Raw genomic sequence first — 17,425 nt, forward strand, 5'->3', positions numbered from 1 at the left:
CCATCCCCAGCCTGCGACCGTTCGCCCCGCCGTGCGGCCGCTGCTCCGAAATCGCAACCGGTATGTGTCGGCCGGGCCCACGCTGCTCCCATCCCGGCAACACCCACCCGATGAAGGAGCAGACGATGAAGATCTTCCTGGCACTCTGGTACGCACTGAAGGCGCTGGCCCGGCTGGCGATGATCGGCATGGCGATGGCCGTGCTTGGCTCCGGTTCGGCCCACGCGGCCGCCTCCACCGGCACCGGCAAGGTGCAGGTCGAGGTGGTCGGCAAGGGCCGCCCGCTGCTGATGATCCCCGGCCTCAACAGCAGCGCCGAGGTCTGGCGCGAGACCTGCCTGGCGCTGGAGAACGTGCAGTGCCACCTGGTGCAGCTGCCGGGCTTTGCCGGCGCCGTGCCCGCCGACCCGCGCCCGGCCGAATTCCTGCCGGCCATGCGCGGGCAGCTGCTGGCCTACCTGCATGACCAGCACCTGGGCCCGGTGGTGGTGATCGGACACAGCCTGGGCGGCCTGCTGGGCCTGCAGATGGCGCAGGCCGAGCCGAAGGCGGTAAGCGCGCTGGTGGTGGTTGATGCATTGCCGTTCCTGCCGGCGGCGCGTGACCCGAACGCTACCGCAGACAGCGTGCGGCCGATGGCCGATCAGCTGCGCAAGGGCATGCTCGCCGCCGATGCCGCGCAGTGGCAGGCGCAGCTGAAAGCCGGCCTGCCGGGCATGACGCGCGATCCGCAGCGGCAGGCCGAACTGGGCCGCTGGGGCGAAGCCAGCGACCGCCAGACCACGGCTGACGCCATGCATGCGGTGATGACCACCGACCTGCGTGACAGCATCGCTTCGATCAGCGCGCCGACGCTGGTGCTGGGCAGCTGGGCCGGTTACCAGCCGATGGGGGGTACCGAGGAAAGCACCCGCGCGGTGTTCCTGGCCCAGTACGCCAAGCTGCAGGGCGTACAGGTGGCGATGAGCGCGCAGGGGTTCCACTTCCTGATGTGGGATGATCCGCGCTGGCTGCAGGCGCAGCTGCGTCGCTTCCTGGCCGCGCATTCCTGATCGCGGCCCACTTTCCTGCCAACCGCCAAGGCCCCATGGACGCCACCACCTCATCCGGCCGCTTCTGGACGCTCAATGCACTGGCATGGGCTGGCTATGCGATGTATGGGCTGTGGGTCGGGATGCGGATTGGTGGCGGCGTGGTGTTCAGCGGCATCGTGCTGATCACCGTCAGCGTGGCCGCCTGCCTGTGGTTGTGCAGCGGCGCGCTGCGCGCGGTTGCACTACGCCAGCACTGGTGGGAGGGCAGCCTGGGAAGCCTGGTGTTGAAACTGGCTGCCGGTGTGGTGCTCGGCGCCAGCGTCGCGCAGGCGGTAACTGCCGCGCTGCTGCTGCCGGCACTGGCGCTGGGCTGGGTGCAGCTGCCTGGCGGCCACGCGGATTACCAGTGGTCGTCGTTGCTGGTGTACTGGATGAACACCGCACTGTTTCTGCTGATGTGGACGGGCCTGTGGGCAGGCCTGCACGGTCTGCGCCGGGCCCGCCACAGTGAGCTGGCCCGCCTGCGTGCCGAGGCCGAGCGCAGCGCGTTGGAGCGCGATGCACTTCGCGCACGGCTCAATCCGCACTTCATGTTCAATGCGCTGAACAACCTGCGGGCGCTGATCCTGGAAGACCCCGAGCGCGCCCGCGACATGGTCACGCGCCTGTCGCGCACGCTGCGCCAGGCGCTGGCGCACAACCGCAGCGAGCAGGTCACCCTGGCCGAGGAGCTGACGGTGGTGGACGATTACCTGGCCATCGAGGCGATCCACTTCGAGCAGCGCCTGCAGGTAGGCCAGTACATCGATGCTTGCGCCCTGCAGGCACAATTGCCGGCGATGGCGCTGCAGTTGCTGGTTGAAAATGCCATCAAGCACGGCATCGCCAGCCGCCCCGGCGGTGGCGGGATAGAGATCCGGGCCACGTTGGACGACGACGTGCTGCGCCTGCAGGTGGACAACCCGCTGGGCAACGCCAGCGAGCCCACCCACGGGCATGGTGTTGGCCTGGCCTACCTGCGTGCGCAGCTCGGTTCGCGCGGGCGTTTCACCCTGCAGCCGGTCGGCGACCGCATGCAGGCCCTGCTGGAGATTCCGCAATGAGTCGCACACTGCGTGTACTGATCGTCGATGACGCACGGCTGGCACGGCAGGAGCTGCGCACGCTGTTGTCGGCGTTGCCCTGGGTGCAGTGCGTGGGCGAAGCCGACGATGTGCCCGCCGCACGCGAGGCGATCGCCACGCTGGCGCCGGACCTCGTGCTGCTGGACGTGCAGATGCCTTCCGGCAGTGGTTTCGATGTGCTGGACGGCCTGGAGACGGTGCCGGCGGTGGTGTTCGTCACCGCCTACGACACCTATGCCGTGCGTGCGTTCCAGGCCAATGCGCTGGACTATCTGGTGAAGCCGGTGGAAGCACCCAGGTTGCTGGAGGCGCTGGAGCGGGCACGTCAGCGCGAAATGGTTTCAGCCGAGGCGCCGGAGTTGCGTGGCACGCTGGGCGCACAGGACCAGGTGTTCGTGCGCGAGGGCGAGCGCTGCTGGTTCGTCGCGGTCTCCGAGATCCGCCGGCTGGTGGTGGATGGCAACTACACCCGGTTGTGGTTCCGCGACCAGAACGCGTTGCTGACCCGCAGCCTGAGCGCGCTGGAAGCACGCCTGCCGCAGGATCTGTTCTTCCGTGCCAACCGCAACACCCTGGTCAACCTGCGCCGCATTCGTGGCGTGACGCCCAGTATCGGCGATGGCTACGACCTGACGCTGGACGACGGCAGTGAAGTGGACGTGTCGCGGCGGCAGGCGCGGGAACTGCGCGAGCGGATGGCGTTGTAGCAGTCGCTACAGCTCGGCACTGACCGGGCTGGTGAGGAAGCCCCACAGCAGGCGCGCCATCACCGCTGGCGAGCGTGCCTGTGAACGCACATAGGCCAGCAGGGCATCCAGCCGCGGGCGATCGTACAGGTGGCCGGCCAGCAGCACAGCGTGGATGCGACGGGTGTTTGCGGTGTCCTGCAGCGGGTCGCCATCGAGGAGCACCAGGTCGGCGGCCTTGCCGACCTCGACGCTGCCATGTGATGCCTGCAGCTGCAGATGGCGCGCGGCCTGCAGCGTGGCCGCACGCAGTACGTCGGCCCGGCTCATGCCGGCGTGCCGCAGCCACTGCAGTTCATCGTGGTAGCGGAAGCCGCCCAGCCCGGTATCGGTGCCGACCAGCACGGTGACGCCGGCACGATGTGCGGCACCGGTGAGCGCGAGGCCATGCGCGAAGTAGGCCTTCAGCGCGTCTTCGCCGCGCAACCCGGGGTAGCGACTTGCGGTTGCCTCCAGGTCGTCGCGCCAGGCCCAGCGTGACAGTGGATCCAGGTAGGCCAGGCGTGGATCGTTGATGAAGGCGGGATCGCGTGCGCGCGCATCCTCCTCCCGGGTGACATGGGTCGGCACGAATGCTGCGCCGCTGGCCTGCATCAGGCCGAACGCTTCGTCGCAGAGCGCGGGCTGGTAACCACTGACCATCCCTTCGGCCAGAGCGGTCGGGTCTTCGCCGTCGAGGGTGCCACCACGCCAGGCGGCTGCATGGTCGAAGCAATGCCGTACGAACAGATGGGCGTGTTCGAAGCTGCGCTGCCCCGCCTGCAAGGCCTCTTCCAGCCGCACCGCCCTGGGCAGGTGTCCAACCAGCGGGCGGTGCAGCTGCCGTGCTTCGGTGGCCAGCCGCTGGTAGGTATCCGCACGCAGCCGGTTGTAGACCTTCAGCGCGTCGACACCTCGCGCGCTGTACGTGCGTGCCCGCAACGCGGCAGCCTCCGGCGAGAGCGACGGGTTCTCGAAATAGAAGCTGGCGACCTGTACGAAGCGTGGTGCGGCCTGCTGCCCGGCGATGGCCTGCGCGGTCCAGCGGCGCTTGTCGGCCACGCAGGCGATCAGCGGGTCGGCAGCCTGCGGGCAGTCCATCATGTCGCGGGTGCCGGTAATGCCATTGGCCAGCATCAGCGGGAACTGCAGTTGCGGTGACAGTTGCAGTGCATGGGTATGCATGTCCCAGAAACCGGGCACCAGCCAGCGGCCGCCGGCATCGAGCACGGGCAGCGCCGTGTCGTGTGCATCATTGCCGATGGCGGTGATGATGCCGTTGCGCAGCGTGACGCTGGTCGGCTCGCCGGCAATGCCGTTGTGCACGTCCACCACCCGTACGTTGACGATCACGCGGCTGTTGCCGGGGGCGGGCAAGGGCGGTGCCGGCAGCGGCCAGAGCAGGGCGGCGGTGAACATCAGCGGTGGTGCCAGCAGGAGGGCTGCCAGTACGCGTGGCCAGCGACGACGGCGGGCAGGACGGGGTAACGCGCGTGCTGCATCCATGAGCCGACGGTCCTTGTATTGGGTCGTCAGCAGGGTGCGGCAACATGGGGGCCGATGCCAGTGACCATCGGCATCCCGCCCGCCGCGCCTCCGCGGCGGTTACCCTGTGCAGCAGATTCCTCATCACGCCGCGCCATGTCCATCGTCCTCACCGATTTCGCCCGTCCCCGCCTGTTCCCGCGCGTGCCGCGCGGCAACACCATCCAGGACTGTACTGCCGAGCAGTTCGAAGCCCACCTCAACGCGCACGCGCCGATGAAGGTGCTCGATGGCTACGCACCATTCTGCAAGCTGTTCGTCTATGAGAACTGGACCAGCACGCGCTGCCTGACGGTGCCGATCACCGATGCCAACCGCCACCAGCTGCGCAGTGGCTACGAGGCGCGCGATCGTGACGAGCTGCCGGTGCTGGTGCGCTGGTTCGAAGGTGTGGAATCGCCGCGTGCGAACTATCTGGTGGTGATCCTGTACAGCGCGGAACAGCTGGCCAAGGAAGGTTCACCGATCGAGGCCGACTGGGGCATCGTCGGCTGCATCTACACCGCCGAGCCGGAAGAAGTGCCGATGGCGCCGATCACGATGATGCGCAATGCGCTGGGGGTGGAAGAGGGCGGCTCCGGCGTGCCGCTGGATCGCGAGGCGTACCAGCGCTCGGTCGCCTTCTGGGAGAGCAACGCCAACTGGCGGCCGTAGCCCGGTCGTGACCATCCACGCGTGGCGTGGATCTACAGGCTGATCCGTGCCTGACATGCAGGCTCGCACGGATGGCCTATGATCGGGCAGGCAGACACACGGAGGGTGGGGCATGGGCATATGGACAAGGATGATCCTGCTGCTGGCAGGCATGCTGCCGGCTACCGGGGCTCTGGCAGCAACGCCGGTCATGCAGACCGCGTGTTCACCACTGCCCCCCACGTCCTGGCTGCGCGATGTGGGGGTGAGCGCCTTGTCGATGCAGGCCCGCGAAGGCGGTTGCGTAGTGGAGGTGACGGCGGTCGATGGCAAGGCGCTGTTGCGCCAGCAGCAGATGCTGATGGTGCTGGCGCAGAAGGTCTGCGCCGCACCGGCGGAAGCAACCGTGGATGACACGCAGGTGTCACTGCAGCTGCGCCTGCCGAAGCGCTGCTCAGGGCGCAGCAGCCAGGATCTGTTCGCGGGCGACGAGACGGCCTGGATGCCACCCCGCGGTGTGTCGCCGCGCTACCCGAGGCAGGCCATGCAGGAAGGGCTTTCCGGTCGCAGTCTGCTCAAGGCCGTGGTGGATGCGCAGGGCACCGTTGCTGCAGTGGTTGTCGAAAGATCCAGCGGCCATGCGGTGCTGGATGAAGCGGCGGTTGAGGAACTGCGTGGTTGGCGTTTCACCCGCACCGACGCGGAGAGTGCAGTGCCGGAATTGAGCATCGTGCGCGTACCGATGCGGTATGAGTTTGTGGAGTGACCGCCATCCACGCATGGCGTGGATCTACTGGTAATGCCATCCACGTGTGGCGTGGATGTACGGACCGCAGTAGAGCCACGCCATGCGTGGCTGCATCCGGTCAGGCGGCTTTCCACTCCCACCACGGGTAGTGGTATTCGCGGTCGATCGCCTGCCAATGCTGGCCGCAGTGCGCACAGGCGACCGTGTGGCAATCGCCCCAACCATCCTCGGCCTCCTGCAACGAGAGCAGCTGCATCTGCCCTTGTTCGATCAGGCGACGCGGATCGAAGAACGGGTAGCTTGCATTGAGCGTGCACAGGCAGCCTTCGCGCGTTCGCCAGTAGCGCAGCCGAAGCAGCGCCGCTTTCAGGTGCGCCTGGTTGCTGATCAACATGCCGCCGAGTTCGACGCCTGTGCAGCGCTGCTCGATCAGGTCCGCATGCGCGGCCAATGCATCCAGCGAGGACGCGGTGAACAGCCGTGCGACCGTGCGTGCGGCGTCGGTGATGCGCTTGCCGTCGCGCGACAGCAGGTCCTGCAGCAACATGTCAGCCTGGGCATCTTCAAGCCGGGGCGACGGCGTTGCGGACCACGGCCAGCGCATCAACGTGCCTTGCCGATCGCGGCGTAGTGACCGGCGGTCAGCCGCAGCAGATCGGTGGGTGCCAGTTCGACTTCCAGGCCACGGCGTCCGGCGCTGACATGCAGTGCGGGCAGCGCTTCGGCACTGGCATCCAGGAACGTGCGCAGGCGCTTCTTCTGCCCTAGCGGGCTGATACCTCCCACCAGGTAACCGGTCGCGCGCTGTGCGGCATCGGCGGCGGCCATCTCGCACTTCTTGCAGCCGGCTGCTTCGGCCAATGCCTTCAGGTCCAGCTGGCCGGCCACCGGCACGATCGCCACCAGCAGTTCGTGTGCCTCGGTGCTGGCCAGCAGGGTCTTGAACACCTGGGCCGGGTCGAGGCCGAGCTTGTCGACAGCTTCGCCGCCATACGATTCGGCGTGGGCGTCGTGCACGTAGCTGCGCACGGTGTGGGCGATCTTCTCGCGCTTGAGGAGGTTGATGGCCGGGGTCATGGCTGCATCGTAGCGCGTGCGGAATGTGTTGCCTTGACCGAGGCTACTGCGGGTGGCGCATCCACGCATGGCGTGGATCCACCGGGGAGTGGAGGTGAGGGATATCCACGCATGACGCGGCGGTAGATCCACGCCATGCGTGGATGCGCGATGCGCGGTGGCACGCCAACGCAGAACGGGCGCCCGAAGGCGCCCGTTCCGTGTGCATCCGTTGCTGGAGTCAGAGCCCTTTCCTGCGGAAAGGGATCCGACCCCGGCACGATCAGTAGCGGTAGTGGTCCGGCTTGAACGGGCCTTCCACCGGCACGCCGATGTAGTCGGCCTGTTCCTGGCTCAGGGTGGTCAGCTTCACGCCGATCTTTTCCAGGTGCAGGCGGGCCACTTCTTCGTCCAGCTTCTTCGGCAGCAGGTAGACCTTCTTCTCGTAGCTGTCCTTGTTCGCCCACAGGTCGATCTGTGCCAGGGTCTGGTTGGCGAAGCTGTTGGACATCACGAAGCTCGGGTGGCCGGTGGCGCAGCCCAGGTTCACCAGGCGGCCTTCGGCCAGCAGGAAGATCGCATTGCCGTTCGGGAAGATGTACTTGTCCACCTGCGGCTTGATGTTGACGTGCTTGATGCCGGCGAACGACACCAGCGCATCGACCTGGATCTCGTTGTCGAAGTGGCCGATGTTGCAGACGATGGCCTGGTCCTTCATCGCGCTGAGGTGCTCGATGCGGATGATGTCCTTGTTGCCGGTGGTGGTGACGTACAGGTCGGCACGGCCCAGGGTCGATTCGATGGTGTTGACTTCGTAGCCTTCCATCGCCGCCTGCAGGGCGCAGATCGGGTCGATCTCGGTGACGATCACGCGCGCGCCGTAGGCACGCAGCGAGGCGGCGCAGCCCTTGCCGACGTCGCCGTAGCCGCAGACCACGGCCACCTTGCCGGCCAGCATCACGTCCATCGCGCGCTTCAGGCCGTCGGCCAGCGACTCGCGGCAGCCGTACAGGTTGTCGAACTTGCTCTTGGTGACCGAGTCGTTGACGTTGATTGCCGGGATCAGCAGGGTGCCGGCCTGGGCCAGCTGGTACAGGCGGTGCACGCCGGTGGTGGTCTCTTCGGAGACGCCCTTCCAGTCCTTGACCACGCGGCCCCAGTAACCCGGGCGTTCCTTGGCGACGCGCTTGAGCAGGTTCTTGATGACCTGTTCTTCGTGCGAGGACGAGGCGGTGTTGACCCAGTCGCTGCCGTTTTCCAGCTCGTAGCCCTTGTGGATCAGCAGGGTCACGTCACCGCCGTCGTCGACCACCAGCTCCGGGCCGGTCAGGGTGCCGTCGGCCAGGGTGAAGGTCAGCGCGTCCAGGGTGCAGTCCCAGTACTCTTCCAGGGTCTCGCCCTTCCAGGCGAAAACCGGGGTGCCGGTGGCGGCGATGGCCGCGGCAGCGTGGTCCTGGGTCGAGAAGATGTTGCACGAGGCCCAGCGCACGTCGGCGCCGATGTCCTTCAGGGTCTCGATCAGCACGGCGGTCTGGATGGTCATGTGCAGCGAGCCGGTCACGCGCACGCCCTTCAGCGGCAGGCTGGCGGCGTGCTTGCGACGGATCGACATCAGGCCCGGCATTTCGTGCTCGGCGATGTCCAGTTCCTTGCGGCCCCAGTCGGCCAGCGTGATATCGCGGATCTTGTAATCACCTTCGGTGGAGAAGGTCTTGGCAACAGCGTTCATTCGTGTGCTCCGGTTGTGGACGAGCGGGTGCTCGCATCTAGCCGGGCGCCGTTGTTACAAAGCCACCTTACCGAGCCTGGCCGGGCCTCGTGGGATCCGGTCGCAGCGCCCCTCGGCAGGGGAGAACCCCCATTATATCGCGGCCCCGGCATGACATCGGGATGACCCAACCATCGGCAGATGGGATCGCGTGCACAGGCTGTTAAGGTCGGTGTTTTCACGCATCACACAGGTGGAACGATGAGCATGCACGTGCGCCGCACTCGGCGCTGGACCGGCCTGGTCCTGTCGATGGGACTGCTGGCGGTGGCCCCGCTGGCCTGGGCGGCGGCCCCGCAGCCTGCGGCGGCACAGTCCCAGGGCGTCAACGGCTACGAGCTGCCTTCGGCCGCGCTGCAGGCGGTGGTCGATGCCCCGCGCGCGCCCTCGCTGTTCCTGTCGCCGCGCCGCGACGTGGCCGCGCTGATGCAGATGCCGTCGCTGCCGTCGATCCAGGTGGTGGCGCAGCCGGAGCTGAAGCTGGCCGGCCTGCGCATCAACCCGCGCACGTTCTCCGACAGCCGCTTCAGCTTCGGCGAGAAGCTGTGGCTGATGAACGTGGCCGACGGCAAGGAGCGGCCGATCAGCGGCCTGCCGGCCAAGCTGTCGATTGCCAGCGTGATGTGGTCGCCGGACCAGAAGTGGCTGGCCTTCAACCAGGTCGACGCCGCCAGTGGCGCCAATGAACTGTGGCTGGTGGACGCGGCCGGTGGCAGTGCCCGCCGCCTGGTCGCCGGCCTGAACACGGTGATCGGCAGCGGCTACCAGTGGCTGCCGGACAGCCGCGGACTGGTGGTGTTCACCCGCCCGGCCAACCTGGGTGCGGCGCCGGCCGCAGACGGCATCCCGACCGGCCCGGCCGTGCAGCAGACCAGCCAGGGCGGCGGCGTGGTGTCGATCCGCACCTACCAGGACCTGCTGAAGAACGAGGCCGATGCGCGCCAGTTCGATTACTACGCCACCACCCAGCCGGTGGAAGTCAGCCTGGATGGCAGCACCCGCGCGATCGGCGCAGCCGGCATCTTCATGGGCTTTGCGGTGTCGCCGGATGGCCGCTTCGTGCTGCGCCAGCCGGTGCAGCGCCCGTACTCCTACGTGGTGCCGGTGGACAGCTTCCCGCGCCGCGTCGAAGTGATCGACCGTGCCAGCGGCAAGCTGGTGCACACCGTGGCCGTGCGCCCGCTGGTGGAAGGCCTGCCAACCGGCAACGATGCCGAAGTAACCGGCGTGCGTGACATCCGCTGGCGCGGCGATGCCGATGCCACCCTGGTCTGGGCTGAAGCGCAGGACGGCGGCGACCCGAACAAGGAGGCCAAGGTGCGCGATGCGGTGCTGATGCAGGCCGCGCCGTTCGACAGGCCGCCGGTGACCCTGGCCCAGCTCGGCAGCCGCCTGGCCAGCATCAGCTGGGGCCGTGGCGACCTGGCCCTGCTGACCGAATCGTGGTGGAAGACCCGCAAGACCAGGACCTGGCTGATCGCCCCGGACAACGCCAGCGCCGAACCGCGCCTGCTGTGGGACCGCGATGCGCAGGACCGCTATGCCGACCCGGGTCGGGCGCTGCTGGCCAGCGACGAGCGCGGCCGCTCGCTGCTGCAGACCAGCCCGGATGGCAGCAGCCTGTACCTGGCCGGTGCCGGTGCTTCGCCGGAGGGTGACCGCCCGTTCGTCGACCGCTTCGACATTGCCAGTGGCAAGGCCACCCGCCTGTTCCACTCGCAGGCGCCGAGCTACTCGCTGCCGGTGGCGCTGCTGGACGATCAGGGCAGCTCGCTGCTGCTGAGCCGTGAGAGCCCCGACGAGCCGGCCAACTTCTACGTGCAGTCGCTGGCCGATGCCAGCACCGCGCCGCGCGCACTGACCCATTTCGCCCATCCGCTGCCGCAGCTGAAGGGCGTGCAGAAGGAGCAGATCCGCTACAAGCGCAAGGACGGCGTCGACCTGACCGCGACCCTGCTGCTGCCGCCGGGTTACGACCCGAAGCGCGACGGCCCGCGGCCGCTGCTGATGTGGGCCTATCCGGGTGAGTTCAAGAGTGCGGCCGCGGCCAGCCAGGTGACCGATTCGCCGTACCGCTTCAATGCGGTCAGCTACTGGGGCCCGCAGGCGTTCCTGGCCAAGGGCTACGTGGTGCTGGCCAGCCCGTCGATGCCGATCATCGGCGAGGGCGACAAGGAACCGAACGACACCTACATCGAACAGCTGGTGGCCAATGCACAGGCGGCGGTGGATGAAGTGGTGCGCCGTGGCGTGACCGATCGCGAGCACATTGCCATCGGTGGCCATTCCTACGGTGCGTTCATGACCGCCAACCTGCTGGCGCACACGCGCCTGTTCAAGGCCGGCATCGCGCGCAGTGGCGCCTACAATCGCACGCTCACCCCGTTCGGTTTCCAGGCCGAGGAACGCAACTACTGGCAGGCGCAGGATGTCTACCAGAAGATGGCGCCGTTCAACTACGCCGACAAGATCAAGGATCCGATCCTTTTCATCCACGGCGTGGACGACAACAACTCCGGCACGTTCCCGATCCAGAGCGAGCGCATGTTCGCCGCGGTGAAGGGCCTGGGTGGCACCGCGCGGCTGGTGATGCTGCCCAACGAATCGCACGCCTACCGCGCACGCGAATCGATCATGACGATGCTGGCTGAAAGCGAGCGCTGGCTGGAGCAGACCATCGGCCCGGCCGAGCAGGGCAAGGCGAAGAAGAAGCGTTGATACCTGCATGAGGGCGGCCCCTGCAACAGGGGCCGCTGTGACGCGACGGGGTAGAGTCGACGGGGTAGAGTCGACTGTTAGTCGACTATCGCGCGCAGCGCGGGTTGTCGAAGACCTGACAGGAGAGCAGTCGACTAACAGTCGACTCTACCCAATCGGTGTTTCCCGTGCAGTGATTCCAGCCGGTGTTTCCCGCGCGGTGATTCCAGTCGGCGTTTCCCGCACGGTGGTTCCAGTCGGTGTTTCCCGCGCGGTGGTTCCAGTCGGTGTTTCCCGCGCGGTGGTTCCAGCCGGTGTTTCCCCTCCGGTCACATCCGGCGATGCATGCAGATGAAACCATTTTTGCATCGCAGCACGAGGCCCGATCTGGGATAGGCTTGGGGCCAGGATCCGTTGACCGAGGCCCGTGCGTCGCCGATGAACGAGTACCGCAGCAGCATCGAATTCGCTTCTCCCGATCTTCCGCTTCGCGATGACGTGCGCCGGCTTGGCGCGCTGGTCGGCGACCTGTTGGTCGAACAGGTGTCGGCCGCGTTTCTTGATGACGTCGAGGACGTGCGCACCCGCGCCATCGCCCGCCGCGAGAACCAGGCGCCGCTGTCTGAACTGGCCGACGGCCTGGCCGGGCGCACCCCGCAGCAGGCCGAGACCATGGTGCGGGCGTTCAGCACCTACTTCCAGGTGGTCAACATCGCCGAGCGCGTGCATCGCATCCGGCGTCGCCGTGACTACCAGCGTGCCGGTACCGCAGGGGCGCAGCCCGATGGCCTGCAGGATGCCCTGCAGCACCTGAAGGCGCAGGGCGTGGGACTGGACGAGCTGGCGCAGTGGTTGCCGCGCATCGACATCGAGCCGGTGTTCACCGCGCACCCGACCGAAGCGGTGCGTCGCGCGCTGCTGGAGAAAGAGCAGTTGATGGTGGCCAGCCTGGTCGACAACCTCGACGGCCAGCGCACGCCGGGTGAGGCCGCCGCTGATGCCGCGCGCTTCCGCATGGCGCTGACCGCCTCGTGGCAGACCACCGATTCCTCGCCGGTGCGGCCCACCGTCGACGACGAACGCGAGCACGTCGGGTTCTATCTGGTGCAGGTGCTGTACCGGGTGATCCCGGTGCTGTACGAATCGCTGCAGCAGGCGCTGCGCGATACCTATGGGGAAGAACTGCCGTTGCCGCGCCTGCTGCGTTTCGGTACGTGGGTGGGCGGCGACATGGACGGCAATCCGAATGTGGATGCCCACACCATCCGCAACACGCTGGATGCGCAGCGGCAGGCCGTGCTGGGGCGCTACCAGAAGGAACTGCTGCAGCTGGCCAGCCTGCTCAGCCAGTCCACCGAGCGGGTGGGTGTCAGTGATGCGCTGCAGGCACGCGTGACGCATTACCAGCAGCTGCTGCCGCAGGTGCAGTCGCGGCCACGCCATGCCGACATGCCGTACCGCCTGCTCAACGACCGCATGCGCGCGCGCCTTCAGGCCACGCTGGATGATGGCGAAGGCAACTACGCTGGCCCGGACGAGCTGATCGAGGATCTGCAGCTGATCCTCGACAGCCTGCGTGCGAACCGCGGCGAGCATGCCGGTGGCTTTGCGGTGCAGCGCCTGCTGTGGCGGGTGAAGACCTTCGGCTTCCATCTGGCGCGGCTGGATGTGCGCCAGGAGTCGAGCGTGCATGCGCGCGCGCTGGCCGCCGTGCTGGGCGGCGAGGAGGCCTGGCAGGCGCTGGATGCGGTGGGCCGTGCGCGGCTGCTGGGCCCGCATGCCAGCGGTGAAACGGCATTGCCCAACGGCGACGACGAGGGCAACCAGCGGCTGGATGCGGTATTCGCGGCACTGGCCGATGCACGCGCACGCCATGGCGGTGATGCGCTGGGCAGCTACATCATCTCGATGGCACACGACCGCAGCGATGTGCTGGCGGTGCTGGCGCTGGCACGCCGTGGCGGGCTGGTGGAAGAGAACGGATCAGTGCCGCTGGATATCGCGCCGTTGTTTGAAACGGTGGACGACCTCAAGCGCGGTACCGCCACGCTGCGCGACCTGCTGGCCGACCCGGTGTATCGCGGCCATCTGCGCGCGCGCGGCGACGTGCAGATGGTGATGCTCGGTTATTCGGACAGCAGCAAGGACGGCGGTATCGCCGCCTCGCGCTGGGGCCTGCAGCGCGCGCAGGTGGAACTGCTGGAGGTGGCGGCCGAGGCGGGCATCCGGCTGACCTTCTTCCATGGCCGCGGCGGCTCGATCAGCCGTGGCGGTGGCAAGACCACGCACGCAGTCGACGCGTCGCCGCGCGGCAGCATCGACGGCCGCCTGCGGGTGACCGAGCAGGGCGAGGTGATCCATCGCAAATACGGCATTCGTGCGTTGGCGTTGCGTTCGCTGGAACAGGCCACCGGCGCGGTGCTGCGCGCCAGCCTGCGCCCGCGCGCGGCTGAGCCGCGCGAGGATGACTGGCGGCCGGTGATGGACGTGGTGTCCGCTGCCAGCAGCGAGGTCTACCGTGGCTTCGTCGGCCAGGGCGGCTTCATGGACTACTTCCGCACCGCCACGCCGATCGATGTGATCGAACGGATGACGCTGGGCTCGAGGCCGTCGCGCCGGCTCGGCCAGGACGCCGCGCTGGGCAACCTGCGCGCGATTCCCTGGGTATTCGCCTGGAGCCAGGCGCGGGCGGTCATCCCGGGCTGGTACGGCGTGGGCAGTGGCCTGCAGGCGGCCGTGGATGCCGGCCACGAGGGTACCTTGCGCGAGATGGCGCGTGACTGGCCGTTCTTCCGCACCTTCCTGGACGACATCGCGATGGTGCTGTCCAAGGGCGATATCACCATCGCAGAGCAGTTCTCGAAGCTGTCGGGCGAACTGCACGAACGCTTCTTCCCGCAGGTGCAGCGCGAGCTGGACCTGACACGGCACTGGTTGCTGGCGCTGATGGACCAGCAGACATTGCTGGACCACGATGCGCGGCTGGCGCTGTCGATCCGCCTGCGCAATCCCTACGTCGATCCGATCAGCGTGCTGCAGGTGGATCTGCTGCAGCGCTGGCGGGCCAGCGGCCGCGAGGACGACGACCTGCTGCGCGCGCTGGTTGCGTGCGTGAACGGTGTTTCGCAGGGCGTGCAGAACACGGGGTGATCCACTTTCCTGGGGCGGGGAATCCCCGTCTGCCGTCCATCGCTTGCCCTGCGGTCTGCGATTGGGCAGCATGCGGGCTCTACTCCGGGGTAGTTCAGTGGTAGAACACCTGGCTCTTAACCGGGTGGGCGCTGGTTCGATTCCAGCCCCCGGACCACACGGATTCCAGCAGCGATGGCCAAGGACGACGAACGCGATGCTCCGCCTGCGATAGGGAGCGGCTACATTGGCGCCCAGATGACGCGGGCTTTGCGCGCGTTGCAGGAGGCTGCCAATCGACAGCAGCGCCAGTCCGCACAGGCACGTGTCGATCGCTGGAGCCGGCTGCTCGACGGCAAGGCGCTTGACCTGCTGCAGCACGGCTCTCGAACGCCCATCGAGGGGGCGCCCGCATGGGCAACGCCGGAAGTGGTTACCGGCGGCTTCGCCACCGGTGCGCTGTTGGCCGGTGGGCCCCTGCTGGATTGGGAAAGGCACCTTGCGGCCCAGGTGCTGGACACGGGCACCGGCAATGAGCGGCAGCGCCTGAACGCATGGTGCCTGGGTGATGAGGGCATGGCCTGGCTGCACGCGCGATTGCAGCAGGGCGACTATCGCGTCGGCGTACCGGAAGAGTCGGCGCTGCTCACCGTGGCCTGGCTCCTGCAGCAGGGGGCGCATGCGCAGGTGGAAGCGATTCTGGCCGCCATCGTCGGCTGGTTCCCGAGCCTTCGCTTCTATCCGGAGCCGGTACCGTTGGCGGCCGGGACTGAAAAGCTGCCGGCCGGGGGAGATTTCACCCTCTTCGTGGAGACCGCCGGCGCCGTCGTTGCGCAGTTGCAGCGGCGTACGAGTTCGGCACGGGTGAAGACGCAGCATCACGTGCTGATGCAATGGCGCCCGTTGTACGCGACCGCTGTGGGGGTGTTCCTGCAGACCTGGCGCGATGGCCAGCCCTGCATGCAGTTCCCGCAGGACTGGTTGCCGGATGCGAAGCAGGCCGTGGCCACGTTCCGCACGTTGCGCAGGCAATCACCCGGGCGCAAGGCGAGCCGGCATCGTGATGTTGAACTGCTGGAGTACCTGGCGTTATGCGTAGATGGTGCGGTGCTGACGCCACACCAGAGGTCACGCGTGGGCCAGATCGTGAACGATCACGTAGGCAAGCATGGCGTGCCTGACTCGGACACCTACGCGGCACGCATGCGCTTCGAGCAGGAAAGTGTTGCTGCACCCCCGCATGCTGCGCTCGCACGCATCGCCGCCAATCGCCTGCGCCTGTTCCCTGCCGATGCCGGTGTCGTGGATGTTGCTTCCCTGCAACGGGACGTGCAGCCGGATGAAGCGACTTCCCTGGTTGCGGCGGGTAGCGTTCTGCCCCGCACGCTGCGGCAGCATGTGGCCCGGTGCCAGCAGGGCACCGTTGAACAGCTTATCGAAGCCGGCCTGGTTCCTTCGCTCGAGTCGCTCGCGCTGCTGCTTCCGCAGTTGGGTGCGCGGGTTGCCGAGCGCGGCTTCACCGATCCGGCGCATGGTCGTCTCTATGCCGCCTGCCGGACCGCTTTCGATGCACGTCGTTCACTGTTGCTGTTGAACCTGCAGTCGCAGGTGCGCATGGCGGAGTTGCCATGGGCTGCTGGACTGGAAAGCGAACGGCAGCGCGGGACGCCTGCGGCCCGGCGGATGCTGGCCGACATCGTAGCGCTTGCCTTGCGCCACTACCCGGAAACCCCCTTGCCAAACCCCCTGCTGCGGCAGCTGCGGAGCCTGGCGGACAGTGCTGGTGCTGATCTGCCCCTGGTGGAAGAGCTGGCCGCAGATATTTTCATGGGCGCGTTCGCCCCCGGCTTCGCGGCAGCGGCACGGCATGCCGGACGGTTCACCGCAGGCAGTCTGTACGCCCGTTACTACGGTATCGACAGCATGTTGCTCGAGCGGCTTGGCGAACCGAGGCCCCGAACGGGCCGACAGTCGCAGCATCGGGTAGACGATCTGGCGGGCCTGTGCCTGGCTCGGGCAGACCTTGCGCCGGGCCAGGCAGGGCCCGCTGCGAATGGTGCAGTGATCGAACAGGTGCAGATCCTGACTACCCACAACCTGGCGGTCCTGTTCGACCGTTTCCAGCTCGACGCGGTGCTGGCCGAGGAACTGCCGGACATGATCCAGCGTGGTTTTTCTGCGGTCTGTACCGACCTGCAGCAGGTTGCTCCGCATTGGCATGCATGGCTGACGGCCCGCAAGCGTGGTGCCTATGCGTGGCGGCAGATGGTGTTTTTCCTCTCGCGCCTCGATGACGCTGGCCTGGCGCAATCCATGGCGACGCTGAGGTCACTGTTCGCCGCACAACCCTCCGGTTTCCAGCGGCGTTTCGCGCCCGCGATGGACGGCCTGGTGGTGGCGTCCCAGGGCGGGCAGCCGGCGCAGGTACTGCTCGGCTGGAGTCCGCAGTCCTGGTTGCGGCCGGCGACAATGGAGCACTGAGTGGAACTCGTTCATTCCTGGCGCATTACAAAATACTGGCAGTACACGCCGGAGGGGTACCTGTCCTCCCCTCCCTCTGAATGGACCGAATTCTGCGACGTGGGCAGGTTGGTAACCCTCGAGGATTACCAGGTCGTGGAGAACGCCTATCTCGATGCCATCCGGCGATTCTGCGTGGCAGCTGGCGTGGATTCGCTGCGTATCCATTCACTTGAACGGCGTGAGTCACGCGACTACCACGAGGGCCAGCCGCTGGATCTGGACGGCATCGAGCGGGTGGCGCGCGATGCGCTGCGCAACGTCATCTGGTGCAAGCTGGTGAGCGAGACCGCCGAAGTTCACTTCGGTTACGACTACTACATGTACCTGGTGTCGTCGGTGGATGCTGAGTCTGCGCTGGCGGAGGCCGATCCGCTGTTGAACATCCAGCGCTACCGTTCGCCCTATCTGCGGGAGGAAGAGGAGTAGCGGCGTGCAGTGACCAC

General features: G+C 67.3%; 13 protein-coding genes, 1 tRNA gene and 1 riboswitch. Of the genes, 10 read left to right on the top strand and 4 right to left on the bottom strand.

What is annotated here, in order from left to right; all coding sequences use genetic code 11:
• Window positions 1-125 precede the first annotated feature (125 nt).
• The 3 genes from QP552_RS03280 to QP552_RS03290 are packed head-to-tail and all read left to right on the top strand — an operon-like array spanning window position 126 to window position 2,865.
• A complete protein-coding gene (locus tag QP552_RS03280; protein WP_286074981.1) occupies window positions 126-1,052 on the top strand; it encodes an alpha/beta hydrolase in 927 nt (308 codons plus the stop codon).
• A 35-nt stretch (window positions 1,053-1,087) separates the two neighbouring features.
• Window positions 1,088-2,137 (top strand): histidine kinase, encoded by a 1,050-nt coding sequence (locus QP552_RS03285; protein ID WP_286074982.1) that lies wholly within the window; start codon window positions 1,088-1,090, stop codon window positions 2,135-2,137.
• On the top strand, window positions 2,134-2,865 hold the full coding sequence (locus QP552_RS03290) for a LytTR family DNA-binding domain-containing protein (RefSeq protein ID WP_286074983.1): 732 nt from the start codon (window positions 2,134-2,136) through the stop codon (window positions 2,863-2,865). Before QP552_RS03285 ends, QP552_RS03290 begins: the two co-directional genes overlap by 4 nt.
• Window positions 2,866-2,871: 6 nt before the next feature.
• On the opposite strand, the gene QP552_RS03295 is transcribed toward QP552_RS03290, so the two are convergent.
• Complete coding sequence (locus QP552_RS03295) at window positions 2,872-4,389, bottom strand: amidohydrolase family protein (protein WP_286074984.1); 1,518 nt, start codon at window positions 4,387-4,389, stop codon at window positions 2,872-2,874.
• A 135-nt stretch (window positions 4,390-4,524) separates the two neighbouring features.
• On the opposite strand from QP552_RS03295, the gene QP552_RS03300 reads away from it, so the two are divergent.
• Both QP552_RS03300 and QP552_RS03305 read left to right on the top strand, forming a co-directional pair.
• Window positions 4,525-5,082, top strand: coding sequence for a DUF3228 family protein (locus tag QP552_RS03300; RefSeq protein ID WP_286074985.1), 558 nt, complete (start codon window positions 4,525-4,527; stop codon window positions 5,080-5,082).
• 130 nt (window positions 5,083-5,212) lie between these two features.
• Window positions 5,213-5,827 (top strand): energy transducer TonB, encoded by a 615-nt coding sequence (locus QP552_RS03305; protein WP_286074987.1) that lies wholly within the window; start codon window positions 5,213-5,215, stop codon window positions 5,825-5,827.
• 100 nt (window positions 5,828-5,927) lie between these two features.
• Here the strand turns inward: QP552_RS03305 and QP552_RS03310 are convergent, their stop codons facing one another.
• The 3 genes from QP552_RS03310 to ahcY all read right to left on the bottom strand — a co-directional run bounded on the left by QP552_RS03310 (window position 5,928) and on the right by ahcY (window position 8,594).
• The gene (locus tag QP552_RS03310; RefSeq protein ID WP_286074988.1) at window positions 5,928-6,413 is read right to left on the bottom strand and encodes a hypothetical protein; all 486 of its coding nucleotides are present in this window, start codon (window positions 6,411-6,413) and stop codon (window positions 5,928-5,930) included.
• Entirely contained in the window at window positions 6,413-6,886 is a 474-nt protein-coding gene (gene ybaK, locus QP552_RS03315; protein ID WP_106549233.1) for a Cys-tRNA(Pro) deacylase, read from the bottom strand. Before ybaK ends, QP552_RS03310 begins: the two co-directional genes overlap by 1 nt.
• A gap of 262 nt (window positions 6,887-7,148) precedes the next feature.
• Complete coding sequence (gene ahcY, locus QP552_RS03320; protein ID WP_049451423.1) at window positions 7,149-8,594, bottom strand: adenosylhomocysteinase; 1,446 nt, start codon at window positions 8,592-8,594, stop codon at window positions 7,149-7,151.
• 36 nt (window positions 8,595-8,630) lie between these two features.
• Window positions 8,631-8,714: riboswitch (S-adenosyl-L-homocysteine riboswitch) on the bottom strand.
• Window positions 8,715-8,834: 120 nt separating this feature from the next.
• Here ahcY and QP552_RS03325 point away from each other — a divergent pair.
• The 5 genes from QP552_RS03325 to QP552_RS03345 all read left to right on the top strand — a co-directional run bounded on the left by QP552_RS03325 (window position 8,835) and on the right by QP552_RS03345 (window position 17,408).
• Window positions 8,835-11,351: a prolyl oligopeptidase family serine peptidase gene (locus tag QP552_RS03325; RefSeq protein WP_286074989.1), complete on the top strand. Its 2,517-nt coding sequence runs from the start codon at window positions 8,835-8,837 to the stop codon at window positions 11,349-11,351.
• A 417-nt stretch (window positions 11,352-11,768) separates the two neighbouring features.
• Entirely contained in the window at window positions 11,769-14,480 is a 2,712-nt protein-coding gene (ppc, locus tag QP552_RS03330; RefSeq protein WP_111110989.1) for a phosphoenolpyruvate carboxylase, read from the top strand.
• Window positions 14,481-14,563: 83 nt separating this feature from the next.
• Window positions 14,564-14,635: transfer RNA gene (locus tag QP552_RS03335), tRNA-Lys, on the top strand.
• Between the two features lie 19 nt (window positions 14,636-14,654).
• The gene (locus QP552_RS03340; protein ID WP_286074990.1) at window positions 14,655-16,940 is read left to right on the top strand and encodes a hypothetical protein; all 2,286 of its coding nucleotides are present in this window, start codon (window positions 14,655-14,657) and stop codon (window positions 16,938-16,940) included.
• On the top strand, window positions 16,941-17,408 hold the full coding sequence (locus QP552_RS03345) for a hypothetical protein (protein ID WP_143566657.1): 468 nt from the start codon (window positions 16,941-16,943) through the stop codon (window positions 17,406-17,408). It begins immediately after the preceding gene.
• The last annotated feature ends 17 nt before the right edge of the window (window positions 17,409-17,425 follow it).

Source organism: Stenotrophomonas sp. 59 (assembly GCF_030291095.1).
GTDB lineage: Bacteria > Pseudomonadota > Gammaproteobacteria > Xanthomonadales > Xanthomonadaceae > Stenotrophomonas > Stenotrophomonas maltophilia_Q.

Bases quoted from the DNA above. Each gene is read 5' to 3' on its own strand.
- QP552_RS03280 (WP_286074981.1), top strand. From the start codon at position 126: ATGAAGATCTTCCTGGCACTCTGGTACGCACTGAAGGCGCTGGCCCGG.
- QP552_RS03285 (WP_286074982.1), top strand. From the start codon at position 1,088: ATGGACGCCACCACCTCATCCGGCCGCTTCTGGACGCTCAATGCACTG.
- QP552_RS03290 (WP_286074983.1), top strand. From the start codon at position 2,134: ATGAGTCGCACACTGCGTGTACTGATCGTCGATGACGCACGGCTGGCA.
- QP552_RS03295 (WP_286074984.1), bottom strand. From the start codon at position 4,389: ATGGATGCAGCACGCGCGTTACCCCGTCCTGCCCGCCGTCGTCGCTGG.
- QP552_RS03300 (WP_286074985.1), top strand. From the start codon at position 4,525: ATGTCCATCGTCCTCACCGATTTCGCCCGTCCCCGCCTGTTCCCGCGC.
- QP552_RS03305 (WP_286074987.1), top strand. From the start codon at position 5,213: ATGATCCTGCTGCTGGCAGGCATGCTGCCGGCTACCGGGGCTCTGGCA.
- QP552_RS03310 (WP_286074988.1), bottom strand. From the start codon at position 6,413: ATGCGCTGGCCGTGGTCCGCAACGCCGTCGCCCCGGCTTGAAGATGCC.
- ybaK (WP_106549233.1), bottom strand. From the start codon at position 6,886: ATGACCCCGGCCATCAACCTCCTCAAGCGCGAGAAGATCGCCCACACC.
- ahcY (WP_049451423.1), bottom strand. From the start codon at position 8,594: ATGAACGCTGTTGCCAAGACCTTCTCCACCGAAGGTGATTACAAGATC.
- QP552_RS03325 (WP_286074989.1), top strand. From the start codon at position 8,835: ATGAGCATGCACGTGCGCCGCACTCGGCGCTGGACCGGCCTGGTCCTG.
- ppc (WP_111110989.1), top strand. From the start codon at position 11,769: ATGAACGAGTACCGCAGCAGCATCGAATTCGCTTCTCCCGATCTTCCG.
- QP552_RS03340 (WP_286074990.1), top strand. From the start codon at position 14,655: ATGGCCAAGGACGACGAACGCGATGCTCCGCCTGCGATAGGGAGCGGC.